Source organism: Candidatus Pelagibacter bacterium nBUS_25, assembly GCF_051200975.1.
Taxonomy (GTDB): domain Bacteria; phylum Pseudomonadota; class Alphaproteobacteria; order Pelagibacterales; family Pelagibacteraceae; genus Pelagibacter.
In genome coordinates, this window is sequence record NZ_CP172846.1 from 917,452 (window position 1) to 938,211 (window position 20,760).

A 20,760-nucleotide genomic window follows, 5' to 3' on the forward strand; every position below is an offset into this window, starting at 1 on the left:
TCAGAAATAGATACCGATTCAGATGGAAAAAGTATTAAAAAATTCATGGGCATTATTTTTAGGTATGGGGGCACTTATGCTTGCTTATGGATTTCAAGGATCCTTGCTTGGAGTTAGAGCTGTAAAAGAAGAATTTAGTTTAACAGCAACAGGGTTTATGATGTCTGGTTACTTTGTTGGTTACTTTATTGGTGCTAAAACTATTCCACAAATAATTTCTCGTGTAGGACATATCAGAGTGTTTGCAGCTTTTGCTTCTGTTGCTTCATTAGTAGTTTTAATTCATGCTGTATATGTGAGCCCTTTTGCTTGGTTTTTACTTAGAGTTCTTACAGGTATAAGTATGGTTTCTATTTATACTGTTGCTGAAAGTTGGTTAAACGACAGAGCGAGTAATAAAAATAGAGGAAGTGTTTTGTCAGTCTATATGGTTATCTTATATGGTGCTATGGGGCTTGGAATGTTTTTACTTAACTTTAGTGATCCACTAAACTTGGAACCTTTCATATTAATTTCAGTCATCACTTCAGCTGCACTAATTCCGATATTGCTTACAAAAAGAAAAGCTCCAACGTTTAAAAAGATATCAACTATGTCTTTACAAGAAGCATTTAACTCGTCTCCATTTGGAATGGTCAGTTCATTTTTTTATGGAACTATTCAATCTGCGTTATTCACTCTGCTAGCGGTATACGCAACAACAATGAATTTTTCTATTTTTCAAATTTCATTAGTTACATTTATGCTTGCGGTATCAGGTGCAATTTCTCAATGGCCTATTGGAAAATTGTCCGATATGTTTGATAGAAGAAGAGTAATTATTATAGTGACTTTTGCATCAGCATTCTTTGCTTTTTGTGCAATTTTATCTTCAAGACAAATGTATTTACCAGGTGAGTTAGCAACCAGTAAATTTTGGTTTTATGTTTTTTTAATTTTATTTTCTTTTTGTAGTCTTCCAATGTTCTCTTTAATTTTAGCACATACCAATGATTTTATCCCTAAAGAAAAATTTGTTGCAGCAGGTGCTAGTTTACAGTTTACATTTGGTATGGGTGCTATGGGTGGGCCTTTTTTATGTTCAGTTTTTATGGGTTTCGTTGGACCTAATGGATTTTTTATATTCTTAATATTTTTTCATTCTTTAATTGGAATTTATGGACTTTATAGATCAAAAGTTAGACCTGTTGTTGAAAATCCAGACTCTCAATTCGTTGCAATGCCACAATCAATTACACCAGCTGGTATTGAATTAAACCCTTCAACTGAACCTATTGAAGAACCTGTTAAACCATCCTTAGAACCTATAATTGAAGAAAACAAACCTAATAGTTTTTAGTATTTTAATTATTCTAAAGATTTGATCTGAGAGTAAATTTTATCTTTATTTGTTTGACCAATGGTTCGTGATAATTCTTTGCTATCTTTATAAACAACAATTGTTGTCCAATAATTAATACCTAAAGATTTTGCAATTTTTTTATCTTTCGTTTGTTCAAAGCTTAAAAATATTACATCTTTGAAATCTTGTTTGGCTTTGTCTAATACTTTTATTTGTTTAGCACAAGTTGTGCAGGTCTTGTTCCATGAATGGATTACAACAGTTTTTCCCTCTAATTGTGATTTTTCAAAAATCTCATTAGTAAAAGTAGTTTCTTTACTTACAGCAACTGAATTAAGGCCAAATATTAAAAGTATAAAGATTAGAATATTTTTCATAATTAGAAGTAATCTACACCCAACTAGTATTTCTGTAATTAAACAAATTGTCTCTATAACCTTACTTTAATAACCTAGCTTTCTATCAATTTGATTAATAAGTTCCTTTTTTTCTAAAAAAAGTTTGAGATTTTTAAAGAATATCTTTAACACCATTTCAATATAGTTGCCTTGACTATCTGATGAAATATGTGGTGTGATTATTAAATTTGGCGTATCCCAAAGATTAGAGTTTTTTGGTATGGGTTCGTGAGAAAATACATCTAAAATAGCACCTGCTATTTCATTTTTTTCTAATTTAATTCTTAAAGCCTCATAATCTAACACTGAGTGTCTGCCAATGTTAACAATTCCACACGTCGATTTAAGACTATCTAGTCTAGTCTTATTAATTAATCCTTTTGTTTCTTCTGTTTCAGGAACTGCGAGATATAAAAAATCAGCACTTGGCAATACTTCATCTATTTTATCAAAGGTAATTACTTTTGAGCAACCCTCAACACTTTTTCCTTTTCGATTAACCCCAATAACCTCAGCTCTGAGTTTACTTATATGCTTTATCATTGAGCCGCCTAAAGATCCGGTTCCAACTACAACAACTTTAAAATCTTCAATAGGTTTACTTAGCAATGTAACAAACTCTTTATTTTTTTGATTTGTAACAATTTTAGTCATTTGATTTTGAAGCATTAAGATGCTCATTAAACCAAATTCTCCTGCTTTTTTAGCATGCACGCCACTGCTGTTTGTTAAAACTAAATCTTCTTTCATCCAATCAAAGGGAGACAGATGGTTAACTCCAGCAGAACTTACATGTATCCATTTAAGCTTTGGAGCTATAGCTTTAATATTTTCTGTTGGAAATTGCCAACCAAGCAAAATATCTGCTTCTTTCATAGAAGTTAGATAATTATCATCATCCCAATCTATTAAATACTCTATCTTTTCTCTAATTTCTGGAAATTGACTTAGTCCTTTTTCAAATTCTTCTTTAGTTATTGTGCTATGCTTTTCACCTTCTGGATCACAAGGTAAAAAACCTTCTTTCCAGTGGTTATTTCTAATATGAATTTTAATTTTATTCATTTAATAATCATTATCTTATATTTAATTTATTTAATAAAAAATATATTATCATATAAATTAATAAAAAAATTATGCCTTCATTTGATGTGATCAGCAAAATAAATTATCAAGAATTTGATAATGCCCTAGCTAATTGCTTAAGAGAGATTAGTAACCGATATGATTTTAAAGGACTTAATATTTCAATTGAGCGAAAAGATAAAAATATTACTACACTTGCATCAGATGAGTTAAAACTAAAACAAGTCAATGAACTCTTAGAAACTCATCTTATAAGAAGAAAAGTAGATCCTAGAGTACTAAGTGTTAAAAATTCAGAAGGTGCAACAGGTGGAACCATTCGACAGATAAGTGAATTAAAAGAAGGAATAAGCCAAGAAAATGCTAAAAAAATAATTGGAGATATAAAAAAACTTAAACTTAAAATTCAAATCAAAATCCAAGGTGAAGAATTGAGAGTTGATGGAAAAAAAAGAGATGACCTTCAAGATGCGATAGCTGCAATCAAAACTATCGATATTGGTTTACCTATTGAATTTATAAACTTTAGAGATTAATTTTAAATAAATGAACAAAGAAAAACGTAAGCAAACTGTGGAAAATAATTCAATAAACTGGTGATTTGATGCAACACTTAAAGACAACACTCAAAAGATAAAACCTAATGGATCAGTTGCTACCTGTAATCTATATGATAGGAATTCTATTATTGGTTCTTCCTGCTTTTTTGCAGTCTAATTCAAAATTAAAACAACTATTAACCAATCTTACTATTTGGATTATCGTAATACTTGTAGTTTTGACTTTCATTTATATATTTTGAAGTAAGAGATAAATCAAACACATTTTAGCTAAGGTATTTATCTATATTTTCTGCTCCTATACACAAATCATAAGCCTCACTTATCTTTTCTGGATATCTTTCTAAATTCCACTCATTTGAAGTAACATCAAAATATTTTTCAACTTTAAATTCCTTATCATCCATTAACTCAATACTAAAAATTTTACTTGAATTATAAGCTTCCATTATTTCATCAGAAAAATTACTTAGCTCATATGATTGAGGTGAAGTTAACATTACAAAATGTGCTCTATTATTCAATGCAGGTGATACAACTACTATATCAGCCCTATTCATAATTCTTTCCTCATTTGTTTTTATAGATATCCTCTTCCCCTCTAAATTGTGAATTTCATTTGGAACATTAAATGTAAGAAATGAAAAAAGTACATTTAAAGATCTACAATTTCCTTTTTTGAGTATAAATCTTAACTTATCTCCATGAACTATTTCACCTGGTACTGATGCAATAACCATGTCTTGAAAAGATCTAACTTCCCATTCGTCTTCTTTGGCTTGTGCTTGATACGCTATAACCAATAAAAATAGAAATAAATGTAGTGATATAAAGATTGCAAAACGTTTCATGATTTAAGCTCCACGTTAATACCATTCTTTTTAAGAACTCTAATTATCTTGTCCCAAATAATGGCATTGTGGGTGCTAGGACTGATTTCAAACTTGAAGGTTTTTTTATAAACTGGACTACAGTTATCGTAAGCAACATAAGCACTTACATGACAGTATTTACAAATACGGTCTATTTCCATATATCGGAACTCCTATTGTTGGTTGATTTTCTTAAGGTTAATAATTTGTAGTTAGTAATGGTTTCACTCCTCTTCGTGGAAGAAAGTTTACGCAGCGAGGGAGATAATGAAAAAAAACATAAACGAGTGAAAAGGAATGAAATCCAATGCATTAGACATATTTATTAATAGTATTTGTTTTTAATCAGCCAAAAAAATGTTTTGAAAAAGGCAGTTTTAATTAGGTAAAAAAAATAGTGATTAGAAATTTAAAATTTGTTAATATTAATTATGTTTAAATGGTTAAGAGATAAAATGAACACTGGTTCAGAAGATGAATACCAAAATGGCTTGAAGAGAAATGCTAATTTTTTTCATTTTATAATGAATGAACTACCAATTTCTAGACCTGATCTTATCGAGGTTAGTCATGCTAGATTATTAGGAGACATAAATATAACAAAACTATTAGAAGAAAATAATAATCTTCTTAATCTTGGTTATTCTCCAGAAAATATGAGCCAATTACTTGATTTAGATATGACTTGTAGAAGAATTTGGGGTGTTACATTACGACAAAGTGATTTGAAATATAACAAAACATTTGATCCAAAATAGATAGTATAGGATAACTAGACCGCAAACTAGACCATTTAGAGATAGATCAATGTTTAGCAAGGTATGAACAAAGAAAACGCAAGTAAACTCTGGAAAATTATTCAGGAAGCTGGCGATTATTTGGGGGATTAGCGGTTCAACCTTACCTACTCTATCCTACATTAAACTACAGCACTTATGCGGATATTAAAAAGTTAACTTGAAATAAATCGCTTAAAGACTCATCAATTTAATTAAAAAACTTGATCCCAAACTTGTATCAAAAGAGATAAATCAAATAGTTAATTCTAGAAGTTTTTGATAACATTTTAGTATGAAAAAACTTCTATCAATCATAGTTCTCGGTTTGATGTTGTGTGGAAACGCCTATTCAAAAAATATTACAATTAAATGTGTAGATGAAAAAAGAGATGCTCAACTAATTCTAAATTTTGATGAAGGTGGAGACTGGTTAATGTTTAATGGACGAACAAAAGATGTTGCTGGTAGAAAAGAAACTGTATTTGGTGAGCAAAGAATTATTGTAGAAATAACTAAGGATAAAATTAAATATATGAGCATGATTTATAGTGCAGATACGTTCATGCAAATAATTATTAATAGATTTGATGGAAGTATGTATCAATATGGCAAAATAGATGGTGGTGAGAGGTATGACCACAATTATATGTGTGAAAAAAGTGACAGGAAGTTTTAATGCTTGAAGTATTAATAGCCTTGGAACTTGCATTTTTAGCTTACAAACTTTTGCAGGATTAATATGAAAAAACTTTTATGCGCTATATTTATAATTTGTTTTGGGATTAACAATGCTGTCGCCGAAGAAGTTCTAACATTCCCAATCTATGTTCACATTGTTGAGATAGATCAAAATATTAAACAAACTCAATATAAAGTGGATTCTAACGATAAAGTCACATCTTCTTCTATAAAGATGGTTCCATATAAAACATCAGTAACTAAGGAAATAATTAAAAAGGATTTTTTAAAACTTAATAAAATTTGGAGTCAGGCTAATATTAGATTTCATATAAGAGATATAAATTTTACAAAATCAGAAACAAAAAATTTTAAAAAGTATGGTGAGCTAGCATTTAAAAATTATGATAGTTACTCATACATTGACACCTCTTTAAGACACCTTTTAGAAATAATTGATCATAAAAGACATGACAATGAAAGAGGGATTAATGCTTACTATGTCCCAACAATGCTAGCTGATATTTGTGGTGCTTGGGATAATGATAATAATATTATGATAATTGGATCTAGCGAGGAAAAAAAATTTAATCCTATTGTAAAACTTTATGGAAAATGCAATAGAATAGAAACATTAGCTCATGAGTTCGGACATACTGTTCAATTAGATCATAGTGATATATCCCAAAATTTAATGATGAGTACTGGACTTGATGTAGATATGGGAACAAATTTAACAAAAGAACAAATTATTGAAGCTAGAAAGTTTATGAAAAAAGTTTTGGGTAAATAAAATATACCAAAAACAAATTCACTAGATATTCACTTACCTTAATTCCACCTGCTTCGATTCTATAGTCTTATTCAGCCGTACTGAGTTCGAACCTCAGACCTATTGATTACAAATCAGTAAGCTTTAAAATATTTCCTTTCAATACTGTTGATAATACTTACTTCTAAACACCCATCAAGTTAAGCTAATATAATTTACTTAATATTCACTTGATATTTTTCTTCAAATTTATCTTCGTAGATAATACTATTAAATATGATTTTCAAAAATGTGTGGTCAGGAATTAAAAATATTTTTTCAACAGAGGTTGAGCTGGGAGAACCTTTCTCATTTCCTAAAATTAAACCATTAAATGATGTAATCAAAGATCTTAAAATTGATGATTATGCTAAGAAAGATGGAGAAAAAAATTTACCAAGATCAGATAGAAAATCATTGGGTGCTACAGAGGAAAAAATTCTAGGTTTTTATAATCGTCTAACACAAGATAGTAAAGTTTTTGGTACTGAATATTCCAATAACGTTAAACAAAATATAGATAATAGTGGAATAATGAGTGTTTATGCAAAAATAGATAATTATAAAAAAACGACAACAAATTGGTTTAATGAAAAGAAAAAAGAGTCTAAAAATTTTAAATACTTTACTGATGAAAAAATTAAAGAAGCGGTAAATCGATATAAAGAATTTAGAAAAAATAATTCACTAAATAGAAGAGCTAACTATCCAGTATCAACAAGATTCTATACTGCGCAAGTTTTTGCAATTTTTGTCTTAGAATGTTTTATCAATGGATGGTTTTTAAAAGAAGTAACAACTCAAGGTTTATTAGGAGGTTTGTCTATAGCTATAATTATATCTGTTTTTAATGTTGGTTTTGGATATTTATACGGAAAACTTATTTTTCCTTTTAAAAACCACATCAATAGCTCAAAAAAAATATTTGGTAATTTAAGTATAATATTAATTAGTGTTTGGTTTTTGTTTGTTAACTTTTTTACAGCTCATTATAGAGAAGAGGTTATTGTAAATAACAATGTACCATTAACAGAAATTTTCCAAAAAATTTTAGAAAATCCAATGGCTATTAACGATATAAAGTCTTTTATGCTTTTAATCTTAGGTTTTGCATTTGGTATTGCTGCGGTAGGATATGGGTATAAATCAGATGATCCTTATCCAGGTTTTGGAAAAGCCCAAAGATTTCAAGATGAAACAATGAGAACATTTGCAAAAGACCACTGGAAATATTTTGAAGAATGTACTGAACAAAAAAATCATTTAATCAGAGAGATAAGAATTTTATATCAAGAAATGAGACTTAAATTTAAATCAATAAGAAAAATGTTAGATTTATTTACAACTCTTGATGAGAGATACAATATTCAAGTTAATAAAATTAACAGTGAATGCAAACAAGCTATTATGCATTACAGAGATGAAAATGAAAGATCACGATCAGATAGAGCTCCTAAATATTTTGAAAAAGAATTTAGCTTACCTAAGACAAGCGAGCTTAATATTAACATCAAAGATCAAGATAAAATGGTAAATAGTTTAAAAATAAAGATTACAAATATAGAGAAAGATCAAAGACAAATAGTTAAACATATTGAAAGCTCCTATGAGGATGCTATTTCAAAAGTTAAAGATTTAGTTGATTTCCAATCAGAAGCTTTAAACGAGGAATAAAATGCCTGATTTTGATGATGAAAAACAGAACCAGGATGCAAAAGGTACAAAACTATATTTATTTATTTTACTATTAATCATGACTATTGGTGGTTGGTTAATTTACAACAACATTAATACTCCCAAACTAAATTCCAAAGGATGTCCTGTTAAAGGACCCCACTCAGAGCACGTAGTTTTGTTTGATCAAACAGATACTGTTAAAGATAAGCCAATTGTTGCAAAGGACGCCAAACTTTTTTTAGAAAAGATAAAAACAGAAGTTCCTCAATATAGCAGATTATCTATCTATGTGATTAAAAATGACCCTGAGGGGAAAAATATTGAGCCAATAATTTCAGTCTGCAATCCTGGTGATGAAAAAAATTTAGGTTTTTTTGAAAAATCTGGAATTACCCTAACAGTAAAAAAATACATGGAAAATTGGGAAGAAAATTTTAGTAAAATTATAGATCCTGTTATCGTAAAAATGATGGATAAAACAACCAGCCCAACGTCACCAATATTTGAAATGGTTAATGCTGTAAGTATTAATAGTTTTAAACACTCAAAACCAAAAGACATTCATAAACTAATAATATTTTCAGATTTTATGCATCACACCGATGAATATTCTTTTTATGACAACTCTAATATAAATTTTAAAAAATTTAAGACTACATCATATTACAAAAAGGTTTTTACAAGTCTTAGGGATAATGTTTATGTCGATTTATATTGTTACAAAAGATTTGATAACAATCAGTGTGGAATGAAAGTTGAAACTTTTTGGAATAAATATTTTCAAGACATTGATACAAACAAACTAGATTTTCACCGTATAGGATCATAATGGCAAAAAATGAAGTCTCTAGTATAAAGTTGAGAAGAACAAGTGCTGGAAATTTAAGAAATTTCTTTTTCTTTTTTACTATTATAGGAATTGCATCTATTTTTTTTGTTAGAACTTTTAGTTCTGGAGATTTAATTTTTCAAATGGTTGTGCCAGGATTGGTAGTTATTCTCTATTCCATATTAATATTTCAAAAAGGAAAAAATGTACTTAGCCAAGATCAATTGGGAGATAGTGTATACTACCTAGGTTTTATATTAACTCTTTGGGCTCTAATTTTGGCGCTTTATGACTTGTCATCAGACCCTAAAGCAGAAGATATAATTTCTAAATTTGCTATTGCGCTGGTTACAACTGTAGTTGGTATCTTTGTAAGAGTATTTATGTCTCAATTTGCGCCTGCACAAGAAGACATAAATGAAATGTCTGAAAAAATGCTTTCAGATACTGCTTTAAATTTAAAGACACAGTTAGATGTAACAATTACAACTTTTACAGGATTGATAGATGAATTAAGTAGAAAAACTAGTGAAACTCTTGAAAAAAATAGTTTAGAATTAAGTGCTTTCTTAAAGGAAAATTCAGAAGAGTTTTCTAAATCATCAAAAAAGATAATAAATAACCTCAATAGTGCATCTGATGCATTAATAGAAAAATCAAGCTCACTAGATAAAACGTTAGAAAGTTTAAATACTACTACTGAAAGCTTTAATGAAAATTTAAGCACTCTTAACTCGGCATTAACCCAAAATAACCCTGCAAGAGAGATATCTAATCTACAAGATGTTTTTGATAATATGACTAAGTCAATGGAAGCTTATAAAGATATTGTTTCATCTGATATTAAGGAAATCTCTTCAAATAAAAAAGAAATTTTTAAATCATTAGAAGAGTCCAGAGAAGCTTTACAAAAGATGTATACCAATATGTCTAACATGTCAGACCTGATAGTTTCTAAACTGAAACGAAAATAATGTTAAATCTTCACAAAGTAAGAAGAGGACAGGTATTTAGCTTTACTCTTACTGAATTGATATTGCTAATACTTTTTATTTTACTGCTACTACTATGGGTCATTACAGATAAGAAAAATGAAGAGTTAAATAAATGGTCTAAGGTCACAGGAACAGAAACTCCAGAAGAATATGAAATGCTTTATCCAAATTTTCCAGATAAAACTACTACACCTGATGTTATAGATAGACTTAAAGCAGCTAATAAAGAATTAGCATTATTAAAAGATGAAAATAAAGAATTAAAAGAGATGCTTGAAAAATTTGCAGAGAAAACTGGTAAAGAAAATCCTGAGGATCTACCACTAAATACAAAATCTGTAATTGCAAAGGCTGAAAAAGGACTAGGTAGAAATCCTCCTTGCTGGCCAAAAGGATGGCCTCAAAATCCAGATTATGAAAATGCAGATAGAATATTTAATGTTTTATTTTTAGGTGTGGATCGAATTGCAGTTATTCCAGATTATCCAGTAATTTATAAAGATCAATATGGGTTGTTGCCTGTAAACAAGAATATATTAAGCTCAAATACTGATTTTAAAAATAATACTTTAAAAATTATTTCTTCTGGAGAATTTATTAAGAATTTTGATCGATTACTTCAGGTAAGTAAAAAAGAAATGGATATTAAACATAAGAATCTTCTTTAAGAAGAGATTGCCGACATGAAGTTAGACTGTTTATCGAAAACGAGAGTATATCTAGAAAGGAATATATAAGACTTAAAGAAGAAACAGTAGAATACGTTTTTGATACATTTAGATTTAGAGATGACAAATACGCAGACTATTTATTTAAGTATAAAAATTAATGAACAAAGAAACTTTAGATGAAAAAATATTAACTCTCAGAGCGACAGTGTTGAGCAGTTTATTAAGGAAAAAAAAAATAAAACACTCAGTTTCTGATCTTGAAAAAATGGTGATAAATAAAGATGATTTATCTGTTTATAATTATTTCAGCTCCAGAAAAAATAGAAAGAAAAAACTTATTTTCTATTTGATACCAATCATATTTTTATTAGCTTCATATATTACCTATAAATATTGGCCTCTATCAGTATTGAATGATATACTTATAAAATGAAGAAGTTTTTTTTATTTCTTTTATTAAATATATTATTTTTTACAAATTACTCATTTTCACAAGAAGTTAAAATTCTAGATGGAGATACAATTAAAATTAATGGCGAAACAATAAGATTTTCTGGCATTGATACGCCTGAAACAACTTATTATCGAAAATATAAACAAATTTGTTATTTAAATAATCAAAAAATATATTGTGGGGAAATATCAAAAAATAAGCTTATAGAAAAAATTGGTAACAATAAAATTAATTGCATAAGAGAAGAAAATAAAGATTTGTATGGAAGGACTTTGGCCGAATGTTTTGTAAATAATGAAAGTATATCTAGGTACCTAGTTAAAAATGGTTATGCTTTTGATTTTAAGAAATACTCAAAAAAAAAATATAATTTAGATCAGGTTTATGCAAAGGAAAATAAACTTGGTTTATGGACAATGAAATTCTTATATCCATGGGATTGGAGATCTAAAATCAGAAAATATAGAAAAGACAAAACTACTCTTAATGAAATTGAAAAATGGATGGAAATTAAGTAAATTATAGGAGTTATATTATACTTGAAATAAAACTCATGATAACGTTTAAAAAAACATTTGATTTTTATGCTACTGATAATGAGTTAGGCAACTATATCAGTTCAATGTTAGAGGTTGTTGAGGGAGATATCGATCCACAAATAGAGTTTGATGTCGAGAGTGATGATCAGCATCGTTATGTCATTGTTAATATTTTAGATAAGGTTTTGCATTAATGGTTAAAAAGAAAAAGATAAATAAAAAGAAATACAAAAAAGCATTAAATTTTACCTATAAGATACACATCAAACAAAACCGTAAGGGAACTGGAATTCCTTATTTTACTCATTTAGTTTCAGTTAGTAACAACGTTATAGAAGATGGTGGTACTACTGATGAAGCTATTGGAGGTTTATTACACGATGCTGTTGAAGATCAAGGTGGATTAAAAACTTTAAAAAAAATTAGAAAATTGTTTGGTAACAATGTAGCTAAAATTGTTGATGAGTGTAGCGATACTGTGGTTGTTCCTAAACCACCTTGGCTAACTAGAAAGAAAAAATATATTTCAGATATTAAAAAGAAAGGTCAATCATCTATGTTTGTGTCACTTTGTGATAAATTACATAATGGTACTTGTATTGTTAATGATCATAAAAGAGTGGGCAAAAAGATATGGAAAAGATTTACAGCAACACCAAAGCAAGTTGCTTGGTATTATGAGAGTTTATACAAAGAGTTTTCAAAACATTTAAAGGGCCATAAAGTTCTTAAGGGTAATTACTTAACGGTAGTTAAAGAAATTAAAAGAGCCTCAACTAAATGAAAAAACTTTTAGGGATCGTGGTTCTGGGTTATAGGATTTTATAGGATAACTTGTATCAAACTTGTATCAAATGAGATGAAACAAAAAATGGGTCAGTGTGAATAAAGAAAACGCAAGTAAACTGTGGAAAATGATACAGGAAGCTGGCGATTATTTACTGGGTCAGCTGCCCGACCATCCAAATCACCCTAAAGGAAGAAACCCCTATGCTCATGTTGCAATTTGTGTCAAAGATCATTTCGATGCAAGCTACAAAGATATTCCTGATGAAAAATTTGATGAAGTTGTAAAGTATATTGAATTTTTAAAACAAAACCCTAGTTAGAGTTTTTTAAAATTTCTAACAATTGATCGACATCACTATCTTGAGTATTCCAAGCAGTAACTAATCTTGTTGATTTTCCATCCAACTCATCTTCATTCATTTTATAACCTTCTGAATTTAAATGCTCGATCATGTTTCTTGGAAACTTTGCAAAAACTTCATTGGCTTCTGTTGGATATGAAAGTTTAATATCTGAATGATTAGATAATCCTTCACTTAATTTTTTTCCCATTTTATTTGCATGTTTTGCATTTCTCAACCAGACATCATCTGAAATATAAGCATCTAATTGAGCTGAAACAAAACGCATTTTTGATAATAAGTGCCCTGCTCTTTTCATTAAAAATGCAATATTACCAACTAAGTCTTTCTTAAAGAAGATTATTGCTTCTGCTGCAAGACAACCATTTTTGGTTGCTCCAAATGACAATACATCAATACCTGCTTTCCAAGTCATTTCAGCAGGTGTTACATCAAGGGAAACTAAAGCATTAGCAAATCTTGCTCCATCCATATGCATATTTAGATTATGATTGTGAGCAACATCTGAAATCTTTTTAATTTCATCTATTTGATATACCTCTCCAGTTTCACAAACTTGAGTAATACTTACAGATGAAGGTTGAGTGTGATGCACTATTCCTTTACCCCCAATTGACTGATCTAATTCCTTGGCTGTAATTTTTCCATCAACACCCTGTAAAGCAATTAATTTTCCTCCCCCTGTATAAAATTCAGGAGCGCCACATTCATCTGTATTTATATGAGATAATTTGTGACAATAAATATTACCAAATGATGGTGTCATTGTAGATAATGCTAATGCATTGGCAGCAGTTCCTGAGGCAGTTGGAAAAACAATTACATCTTTTTCAAATATTTCTGAAAACCTGTCCTGTAATTCAGTTGATATTTGATCGTTTCCATAAGGAGTACTATCACCATCATTTGCTTTTAAAATTGCATCTAATACTTCTGGACAAGCACCAGCAACATTATCTGAAGCAAATTTTACACGCTCCCTTTTTGTTTTAATCTTAGCCATATTATTGTTTTGGAAAATAATCCTTTAAAGTGCCCTCTCGATATACATCTGCTGTACAACAATGTAATCCTCCACCAAAAGCATAAGCATCTCTAAGCTCAACTGGTATGACTTCCATTCCAAGTTTATCAAGTTGTTCTGCTTGATAAACTTCACTTTTTTCAACACAAACTGTTTTAGGATCAAGCACTAATACATTCATTGATAACCATGTTGAAGAGTAACATAATGGCGGTGGTTCATTATGTGCTGGTTGTGCACTATCAACTATTTCCCAACCATTATCTTCAAATAATTTTCTTTGCTCTTTAGGCAGTCTTCTTTGAGGATTATTAATAATTAGTCCTTCTTTAATTGGAGTAAAAGTCGCATCAATATGAATTGGATAAGGGTCCCCTGGGAAATTAACCGCATGAACTCTATGGTCTTTGTAATGTCTTTTTAACCAATCAATTCCTTTTAAATTTGTTGTAAAACCATGTTGCACAACTAAATCTTTTCCAAATCTTAAAACGTCAGCTGCATCGAATAAAGGTTCCTCTTCTGTGGTTACAAAAAATTTATTTTCAGTCCATTCTAATCTTTTTTGAATACCAATTTTATCTGACAGGTAGTCTTTTCGATAATCTTTATCTGTTAACCTTGGTTTTGGAGCAGACTCGTGTCTCATATTAGGATCTTGATTATAATATTCTTGAAGTAAAGGTCGGTAACAAAGATATTCAAACCATCTACAACGATAACTCATCGTTGCTTCTAAAATTTCATTACCAACAGTAAGCAAAACATCTCTTGGCGGCATACAGCCAAACATCGTTTCAGCTTCCCAATCAGGCGTTGAAGTTTTTTTATTAAAATCAATTGGAGTTGGTCTATCTACTTTAACTCCTTTTTTAATCAGCATATTTGAAAAATCGTCTAAGAGTTGATTGGCTTTATCAACAGTATCTTTGGTTCTTGGACCAAACTGACCTCTCATATCACTATCCTCTGGAACTTTAGCATCAAGTGCTGGCTCTGGAGCTGGTATACAAGTTCCATCAGCTCTTCCTACGATCACATGTTTTAATGGATCCCACTCATTCCAACTATTAACAATAGTTTTGTTATCACTCATAATTTTTTAATTTTTTATAATATTATGTTCAGGCCCGAAAGGAAATTTTGTGATGTTTTCTGCGCCATCTTTGCCGATTACCAATATATCATGTTCTCTATACCCACCTGCTCCTGGATTTCCTTCAGGTATCATTATCATCGGTTCCATTGAGATAACCATGTTTTCTTCAAGGACAGTGTCAATATCTTCTCTAAGTTCTAATCCTGCTTCCCTTCCATAAAAATGAGAAAGAACACCAAAAGAATGTCCATATCCAAAAGTTCGGTAATGCAAATATCCTAGTTCTGCAAACAGTTCATTTAGCTCGTGACAAATATCAGAGCATTTAACACCTGGCTTAATAAGCTCTAAACCTCTTTTATGAACTTTAACATTTGCTTCCCATGCTTTCAATGATGCATCATCTGCATGCTCTAAAAATAATGTTCTCTCTAAAGCTGTATAGTATCCAGAAATCATTGGAAAAGTATTAAGAGATAAAATATCTCCGTTAATTAGTTTTTTGTTTGTTTTTGGATTATGTGCGCCATCAGTATTAATACCTGACTGAAACCAAACCCAGGTATCCATATATTCAGCATCTGGGTATGATTTTACAATTTCACGTTCCATTCGATCACGACCTGCAATAGCTATCTCAATTTCTGTATTGCCCTCTTTGATATTTTTAACTATTTCTTCTCCACCTAAATCAGCAATTCTTGCCCCATTTTTAATAATTTCAATCTCTTCATTAGATTTAATCATTCTTAGTTGCATCAAATCTTTTGAAATGTCGCTAAAAACTGAAAATATAAAAATTGACCCTATTTTTTCTCTCATATCTAAAGTGACATGATCATTTTCTAAACCAATATTTTTTGGAGGCTCATCTCTTCCAATGATAGATACTATAGCTCTTAAAAAATTATCTCTTTTCCAATCTGTATAAATTACATTATCACAATGTGACCTCCTCCAAGGTTGGCTAGCATCAATGTTTGCTGAGATTGTTGAAATTTTATTTTTTGTGACCACACATCCATAAGGTCTTCCAAAAGAACAGTAAATAAATCCAGTGTAATATGCAATGTTATGCATTGATGTTAAAATAACCATATCTAGATTATTTTTATCCATTACTTGTCTTAAATTATTAACTCTTCTATCGTATTCAGTATTTGAAAAAGGAAGTTTAACTTTCTCTCCATTTTTTAATGTAAAAAAATCTGGTCTTTCCATTTAATTTAATCCTATATATCTTTTATTCCATCTCATCACTAAACTATAATAAGTAAGTGAAATAAAAAGAAAGAACCCTCCAATAATAGTATTGGTTGTTGGAATTTCATTTATACCAAACAAAGGTAACCATACCCAGAAAATTCCTCCTATTACTTCAGTTAGAGATAATAAAGTTAATTCTGCTGCTGGAATAGCTTTAGATCCAATAGAGTATAAAATTAAACCTAAACATACCAAAGTTCCATGCAGAGAGAATAAGGAGCTGTTATAGCTTGATGAAAAGAAAACTAGGTCTTTATTTAAAATTACTATCGTTGCAAAAACAAAACAGAAAAAACCAGCAAATGCAGTTGTTGTAAACTTGGGTGTTTCTTTACGCCATCTTAAAGTCACTGAAAAAACTGCAAACCCTAATGAAGATGTGATACCAAAAACAAATCCTACAAAAGATGTTTGGGCGTTATTTCCAACAGCCATGATACCAATACCAACAGTTGCAATAAAGATCGATATCCAAACATTTAAAGAAATTTTTTCTCTTAAAAATAAAAAAGCAAGTAAGGCTGTAAAAAATGGCATAGCGGCAAGACATAAAAGAGTAATTGCTGCACTCGTATTTGTTATAGAAAACATAAAAGAAATCATCGCCACACCTAGACCTGATCCACCAATTAAACCAGATAAACCCATCTTAAAATAATTTTTGTAAAAATTTTTTCCTTCTTCAAAAAATAAATAAAGATTTAATAAAATAAATATTGTTAAGCCTCTGCCAAAAATATATTGCCAAGGTATTAAATGTGGATCATTCATATATCGAACTACCAATGGTCCAAATGACCAGATAAGACCAGCAAATAAAACAACGGGAGCAGCAACTTTAGGATTTTTAAGCTCAAACATATTCAGATATTTAATTCTAAATAGATTTAACTACAACAAAAATGACAATACCTATACTAGGGTTGAATTTGAGTTGTTGGGGAAAAAACAATCAACAATTTCTCCTTTTTTAAACTTAGTCTTACCTGCTGGCAATAATGTCCAAATATTTGATTTTACAAATGATCTAATTCTAAATGACTCTTGTCCTTTAAGAATCTCAACTTCTATTTTTCCATTTTTAGTTGTGTTTAATTTACTTTTAGCAAACCTTGTAAAGTTTTTCTTCTTCAAGAAACCATTTTTAAGAATAGCCTTGAAGGGCTTTTCACTACTTAGACCCAAAATATTTTCTATATAAGGATATACAAAAAATCTAAAGCAAGCAGCGGAAGACATTGGATTACCAGGTAATCCAAAAATTGTTTTTTGTTTACCTTTAATCTTAGCAAATAAAATAGGTTTTCCAGGTCTGATTGCTACACCTTTAAAAAAATAATCTAATTTAAAGGACTTTATAACATCAGGAATAAAATCAAACTTTCCAGCAGAAACTGCACCTGAGGTAATAATGATATCTATTTTGGAATTAAATGTTTTAGTAATTTTTGATTTAAAAATATTTTGATGATTATCTTTTAAAATTCCACCATCAATAAAATTAAACAAAAAATTTTCATTTAAGCTTTTGATATAATGGCTATTAGAATTTCTGACTTTCCAGTCAGGGATATCATCTTTATTTGATATTTCATTTCCTGTAGAGAAAAATAATATATTTATTTTTTTTTTGACTTTAATATTTTTAATACCCAGTGTTTTAAAAGCTAAAATATGATTAGCTTGAACAATTGTATTTTTTTTTATGACTAATTCATTTTTTTTATAATCAGAACCTGCAAACCTGACATGATTATATTTTTTAATCTTTTTATTAATCAAAATATATTTTTTATCTGCACTAAAAATAATTTTTTCTATTGGAATGATAGTATCAAAATCTTTTGGAATTATTCCACCAGTCATAATCTCGATAGCTTCAAATTTATTGATCTTTTTTTTAAAAGGTTTTGTTCCTGCAGCAATAGAACCTATAATTTTGAAATTTATTGATATTTTTTTTGTAATTTTTTTTGTATCGTTAGAATTTATTGCATAACCATCAAAGGCCGCATTATCTCCTGACGGATAATTAATATTAGAATAAATATTTTTTGACAAAACTCTGTTTAAAGAGTTTGTGCTCTTAATATCTTCATCTTTAATTTTGATGATTGCTTTCTTTAAAATTTTTTTTGAGTCTTGATAACTAGTCATTTTTTAAAAGTTCTTCAGCCTTAGCTAATTCTTCTTTGGTGTTAATATTAAAAAAAGGATCTTTATTATCAAAATGCATATCAATTGATTTAACCCCTATACTATTTGCCCAAATTTCAACCTTTCTCTCTCCTTTGTCTAAATCTTCTTCTAATTTATCTAATAGATCAATAGACCAAAGTCCAAATATATTGTGTCGTGTATTATTTGATTTAATGAAGAAAAGTTTGTTCTCATCAAAATTTATGGCTTGTAAAAACTTTTTTAATATATGCTTTTTAAAAAATGGCGTATCGGCTGGAAAAGTTGATATCCACTGATAATTTTTATTATTTTCTCTGACCCATTTCATAGCTGTCAAAACTCCCCCTAGTGGCCCTAAGTTTTTCTTAAAATCGTCTATTAATGTAATATTTTTAGATTTCTTAAAATTAATTGAGTTATTGGTGACCAATAATACCTCTTCAAATTCATCAATAATTTCCGATAAAATGTAATCAATCAATAATCTATCACCTAGTTTAACTTGACATTTATCTTCGCCAAACCTTTGTGACTTTCCACCTGCTAGTACTACTCCTAAAATATTGTTATGATCCATTAATCAAAATATAAAACATTAAAACTTGAATTAAAGAAATATAATGAACCTTAGAATTTTAGAAATCGCTTCTTATACTGAACATAATAAAATTATTGAAAATTTTACCCATAAATCAAAAAATAAAAATCCATTATGTGGAGATGAAATGGAAATAAGCTTAGTAGTTAAAAATGATGTGATTAAGGATATGGGTTATCAATGCAAATCATGCATTTATTGTCAAGCATCAGTTAGTTTACTCTCTAGAAAAGTAAAAGATAAAAGCGTAAAAGAAATTAAGGATTTTATAGCTAACGGTGAAAAATTATTTGATGATGTTAAGGTTAATATTGAAAAACACTGGAATGATTTTAAAGAAATATTAGATAAAAAAAATCTCTCGAGAAAAGAGTGTTTGTTACTTCCTTTAAAAACTATTTTAAAAGCTTTGAAGACTTAAATGTTAAAGATTACAAAACCAATTTTACAAAAAGCATTAATAGCAGGTTTTTTTTCTGCATTCACTATTGGTGTATTAACTGTGCTTACTTATAAAAGTACACTAGGATATTTTTTAGCAGGGTCTTTTGGCTCTTCAATGGTTTTGTTGTATGGTTTTCCTGAAAGTCCTTTTGCACAACCTAAAAATGTTTTTTTTGGTCATCTTATAACTGCCTTGGTAGGTATAATTTTTGTTAATTATATTCCACTTCCAATTTATATTAACATTGCTTTAGCTGTTGGAGCTGGAATTTTTTTTATGATCTTGCTAAATGTAGTTCATCCTCCTGCTGGTGGTAACCCTATTATAGTTATAATTGGAAGTGTGTCTTATGAATATCTAATTAGTCCAATAATTTTTGGATGTATTTTAATTTTGCTATTAGCAATTTTAATTAATAAATTTATTCTAAAAAGAAACTATCCTTTAAAATAATTCATGAGCTCAAAATATAAAATTTTAAAATTTAATTCAGGAAAATTTGAACAAGTTGATGATTTAGTTTCAATTGAAGAACCATTAGAAATTTCTTTAAAATTTAAAAAGCAAAACGATTGGATTACGCAAAATTTATCTATAACTATGAGAACTCCTGGTAACGATGAAGATTTAGTCAGGGGTTTTTTATTTAATGAACAAATAATTAAAAAGATTGAGGATATTAACTCAGTAGAAAGTTATGGAGAAAAAGTAGGACAATATAATATTCAAAATAAAATTTTGGCAACCCTTAATAATTCTGAGAACGTGAATATTTCCAAAATTAAAAGAGATTTTTTAACTAATTCTTCCTGTGGTGTTTGTGGTAAATCATCTTTAGATGCACTTGAGATAATTAAAAAAGATAAAACAAACTCATCTGAACCTCAAATTTCAGAGGAAGTCGTCATACAATCACCAAACACGTTAAGGGATAATCAGTCTGAGTTTAGCAAAACGGGTGGTATACATGCTAGTGGTCTTTTTACTTCTAATGGTGATTTAGTTGAATTAAGAGAAGATGTTGGAAGACACAATGCTCTAGATAAACTCGTAGGAAGTGTATTAGTTAATCAACAATTAGATCCAAAGTCACAATTTATAACATGTTCAGGTCGACTTAATTTTGAATTGGTTCAAAAGGTTTTAATGACCAATATTGGTATAATGATTGGGGTTGGTGCGCCAACTAGTCTTGCTATTGATTTAGCGAATAAATTTGACATGACCCTCATAGGTTTCGTAAAGAGGGACAGTTTTAATATTTACACAAATAACAAAAAAGTTATTGTGGGCTAAAAAAAGGGT

General features: G+C 29.2%; 26 protein-coding genes. 17 read left to right on the forward strand and 9 right to left on the reverse strand.

Translation table 11 applies throughout. From position 1 onward, the window contains the following. Positions 1–22: 22 nt before the first annotated feature. Complete coding sequence (locus ACIJYH_RS04910) at positions 23–1,339, forward strand: MFS transporter (RefSeq protein WP_435162530.1); 1,317 nt, start codon at positions 23–25, stop codon at positions 1,337–1,339. Positions 1,340–1,347: 8 nt separating this feature from the next. On the opposite strand, the gene ACIJYH_RS04915 is transcribed toward ACIJYH_RS04910, so the two are convergent. Together ACIJYH_RS04915 and ACIJYH_RS04920 are read right to left on the reverse strand one after the other, a co-directional pair. Beyond that, on the reverse strand, positions 1,348–1,719 hold the full coding sequence (locus ACIJYH_RS04915; protein ID WP_435095736.1) for a TlpA family protein disulfide reductase: 372 nt from the start codon (positions 1,717–1,719) through the stop codon (positions 1,348–1,350). 66 nt (positions 1,720–1,785) lie between these two features. Next, the gene (locus tag ACIJYH_RS04920) at positions 1,786–2,805 is read right to left on the reverse strand and encodes a D-2-hydroxyacid dehydrogenase (protein WP_435162531.1); all 1,020 of its coding nucleotides are present in this window, start codon (positions 2,803–2,805) and stop codon (positions 1,786–1,788) included. Positions 2,806–2,876: 71 nt separating this feature from the next. On the opposite strand from ACIJYH_RS04920, the gene ACIJYH_RS04925 reads away from it, so the two are divergent. Next, positions 2,877–3,362 (forward strand): YajQ family cyclic di-GMP-binding protein, encoded by a 486-nt coding sequence (locus ACIJYH_RS04925; protein WP_435162532.1) that lies wholly within the window; start codon positions 2,877–2,879, stop codon positions 3,360–3,362. A 290-nt stretch (positions 3,363–3,652) separates the two neighbouring features. Here ACIJYH_RS04925 and ACIJYH_RS04930 read toward each other — a convergent pair whose 3' ends face one another. Next, the gene (locus ACIJYH_RS04930) at positions 3,653–4,237 is read right to left on the reverse strand and encodes a hypothetical protein (RefSeq protein ID WP_435162533.1); all 585 of its coding nucleotides are present in this window, start codon (positions 4,235–4,237) and stop codon (positions 3,653–3,655) included. A 452-nt stretch (positions 4,238–4,689) separates the two neighbouring features. Between ACIJYH_RS04930 and ACIJYH_RS04935 the strand changes: the two genes are divergently transcribed. From ACIJYH_RS04935 to ACIJYH_RS04990, 12 genes are all read left to right on the forward strand, one after another. Beyond that, positions 4,690–5,016 (forward strand): hypothetical protein, encoded by a 327-nt coding sequence (locus tag ACIJYH_RS04935; protein WP_435162534.1) that lies wholly within the window; start codon positions 4,690–4,692, stop codon positions 5,014–5,016. A 313-nt stretch (positions 5,017–5,329) separates the two neighbouring features. Next, positions 5,330–5,713: a hypothetical protein gene (locus tag ACIJYH_RS04940; protein ID WP_435162535.1), complete on the forward strand. Its 384-nt coding sequence runs from the start codon at positions 5,330–5,332 to the stop codon at positions 5,711–5,713. A gap of 63 nt (positions 5,714–5,776) precedes the next feature. Then, positions 5,777–6,508, forward strand: a complete 732-nt coding sequence (locus tag ACIJYH_RS04945; protein ID WP_435162536.1) for a hypothetical protein — start codon at positions 5,777–5,779, stop codon at positions 6,506–6,508. Between the two features lie 255 nt (positions 6,509–6,763). Further along, a complete protein-coding gene (locus ACIJYH_RS04950; protein WP_435162537.1) occupies positions 6,764–8,200 on the forward strand; it encodes a hypothetical protein in 1,437 nt (478 codons plus the stop codon). A 1-nt stretch (position 8,201) separates the two neighbouring features. Then, positions 8,202–9,032 (forward strand): hypothetical protein, encoded by an 831-nt coding sequence (locus ACIJYH_RS04955; protein ID WP_435162538.1) that lies wholly within the window; start codon positions 8,202–8,204, stop codon positions 9,030–9,032. Then, positions 9,032–10,006 carry a MotA/TolQ/ExbB proton channel family protein gene (locus tag ACIJYH_RS04960; RefSeq protein ID WP_435162539.1) on the forward strand — a complete coding sequence of 325 codons (975 nt, stop codon included), beginning with the start codon at positions 9,032–9,034 and terminating at the stop codon, positions 10,004–10,006. Before ACIJYH_RS04955 ends, ACIJYH_RS04960 begins: the two co-directional genes overlap by 1 nt. Then, positions 10,006–10,695: a hypothetical protein gene (locus tag ACIJYH_RS04965; RefSeq protein ID WP_435162540.1), complete on the forward strand. Its 690-nt coding sequence runs from the start codon at positions 10,006–10,008 to the stop codon at positions 10,693–10,695. Before ACIJYH_RS04960 ends, ACIJYH_RS04965 begins: the two co-directional genes overlap by 1 nt. A gap of 160 nt (positions 10,696–10,855) precedes the next feature. Beyond that, positions 10,856–11,131 (forward strand): hypothetical protein, encoded by a 276-nt coding sequence (locus tag ACIJYH_RS04970; protein ID WP_435162541.1) that lies wholly within the window; start codon positions 10,856–10,858, stop codon positions 11,129–11,131. Then, complete coding sequence (locus ACIJYH_RS04975; RefSeq protein ID WP_435162542.1) at positions 11,128–11,670, forward strand: thermonuclease family protein; 543 nt, start codon at positions 11,128–11,130, stop codon at positions 11,668–11,670. Before ACIJYH_RS04970 ends, ACIJYH_RS04975 begins: the two co-directional genes overlap by 4 nt. A 35-nt stretch (positions 11,671–11,705) precedes the next feature. Continuing rightward, entirely contained in the window at positions 11,706–11,885 is a 180-nt protein-coding gene (locus tag ACIJYH_RS04980; RefSeq protein ID WP_435162543.1) for a hypothetical protein, read from the forward strand. After that, positions 11,885–12,475 carry an HD domain-containing protein gene (locus ACIJYH_RS04985; RefSeq protein WP_435162544.1) on the forward strand — a complete coding sequence of 197 codons (591 nt, stop codon included), beginning with the start codon at positions 11,885–11,887 and terminating at the stop codon, positions 12,473–12,475. The genes ACIJYH_RS04980 and ACIJYH_RS04985 overlap by 1 nt, the downstream gene beginning before the upstream one ends. Positions 12,476–12,572: 97 nt before the next feature. Next, positions 12,573–12,800, forward strand: coding sequence for a hypothetical protein (locus ACIJYH_RS04990; RefSeq protein WP_028036629.1), 228 nt, complete (start codon positions 12,573–12,575; stop codon positions 12,798–12,800). Here the strand turns inward: ACIJYH_RS04990 and ACIJYH_RS04995 are convergent. Genes ACIJYH_RS04995 through mobA form a run of 6 tightly spaced genes read right to left on the reverse strand, consistent with a single transcriptional unit; the run spans position 12,793 to position 18,989 of the window. Beyond that, positions 12,793–13,845: a threonine aldolase family protein gene (locus tag ACIJYH_RS04995; protein WP_435162545.1), complete on the reverse strand. Its 1,053-nt coding sequence runs from the start codon at positions 13,843–13,845 to the stop codon at positions 12,793–12,795. The two genes, ACIJYH_RS04990 and ACIJYH_RS04995, sit on opposite strands and share 8 nt — an antisense overlap. Before the next feature lies 1 nt (position 13,846). Further along, positions 13,847–14,962 (reverse strand): serine/threonine protein kinase, encoded by a 1,116-nt coding sequence (locus ACIJYH_RS05000; RefSeq protein WP_435162546.1) that lies wholly within the window; start codon positions 14,960–14,962, stop codon positions 13,847–13,849. A gap of 6 nt (positions 14,963–14,968) precedes the next feature. After that, positions 14,969–16,186, reverse strand: coding sequence for an aminopeptidase P family protein (locus tag ACIJYH_RS05005; protein WP_435162547.1), 1,218 nt, complete (start codon positions 16,184–16,186; stop codon positions 14,969–14,971). Then, positions 16,187–17,092 carry a DMT family transporter gene (locus ACIJYH_RS05010; RefSeq protein WP_435162548.1) on the reverse strand — a complete coding sequence of 302 codons (906 nt, stop codon included), beginning with the start codon at positions 17,090–17,092 and terminating at the stop codon, positions 16,187–16,189. 51 nt (positions 17,093–17,143) lie between these two features. After that, a complete protein-coding gene (locus tag ACIJYH_RS05015) occupies positions 17,144–18,388 on the reverse strand; it encodes a molybdopterin molybdotransferase MoeA (RefSeq protein ID WP_435162549.1) in 1,245 nt (414 codons plus the stop codon). After that, positions 18,381–18,989, reverse strand: coding sequence for a molybdenum cofactor guanylyltransferase (gene mobA / locus ACIJYH_RS05020; protein WP_435162550.1), 609 nt, complete (start codon positions 18,987–18,989; stop codon positions 18,381–18,383). Before mobA ends, ACIJYH_RS05015 begins: the two co-directional genes overlap by 8 nt. Positions 18,990–19,032: 43 nt before the next feature. Between mobA and ACIJYH_RS05025 the strand changes: the two genes are divergently transcribed. The 3 genes from ACIJYH_RS05025 to fdhD are packed head-to-tail and all read left to right on the forward strand — an operon-like array spanning position 19,033 to position 20,751. Then, entirely contained in the window at positions 19,033–19,431 is a 399-nt protein-coding gene (locus ACIJYH_RS05025; RefSeq protein ID WP_435162551.1) for an iron-sulfur cluster assembly scaffold protein, read from the forward strand. Further along, positions 19,432–19,908 (forward strand): HPP family protein, encoded by a 477-nt coding sequence (locus tag ACIJYH_RS05030; RefSeq protein ID WP_435162552.1) that lies wholly within the window; start codon positions 19,432–19,434, stop codon positions 19,906–19,908. 3 nt (positions 19,909–19,911) lie between these two features. Beyond that, positions 19,912–20,751, forward strand: a complete 840-nt coding sequence (fdhD, locus tag ACIJYH_RS05035) for a formate dehydrogenase accessory sulfurtransferase FdhD (RefSeq protein WP_435162553.1) — start codon at positions 19,912–19,914, stop codon at positions 20,749–20,751. Positions 20,752–20,760 lie beyond the last annotated feature (9 nt).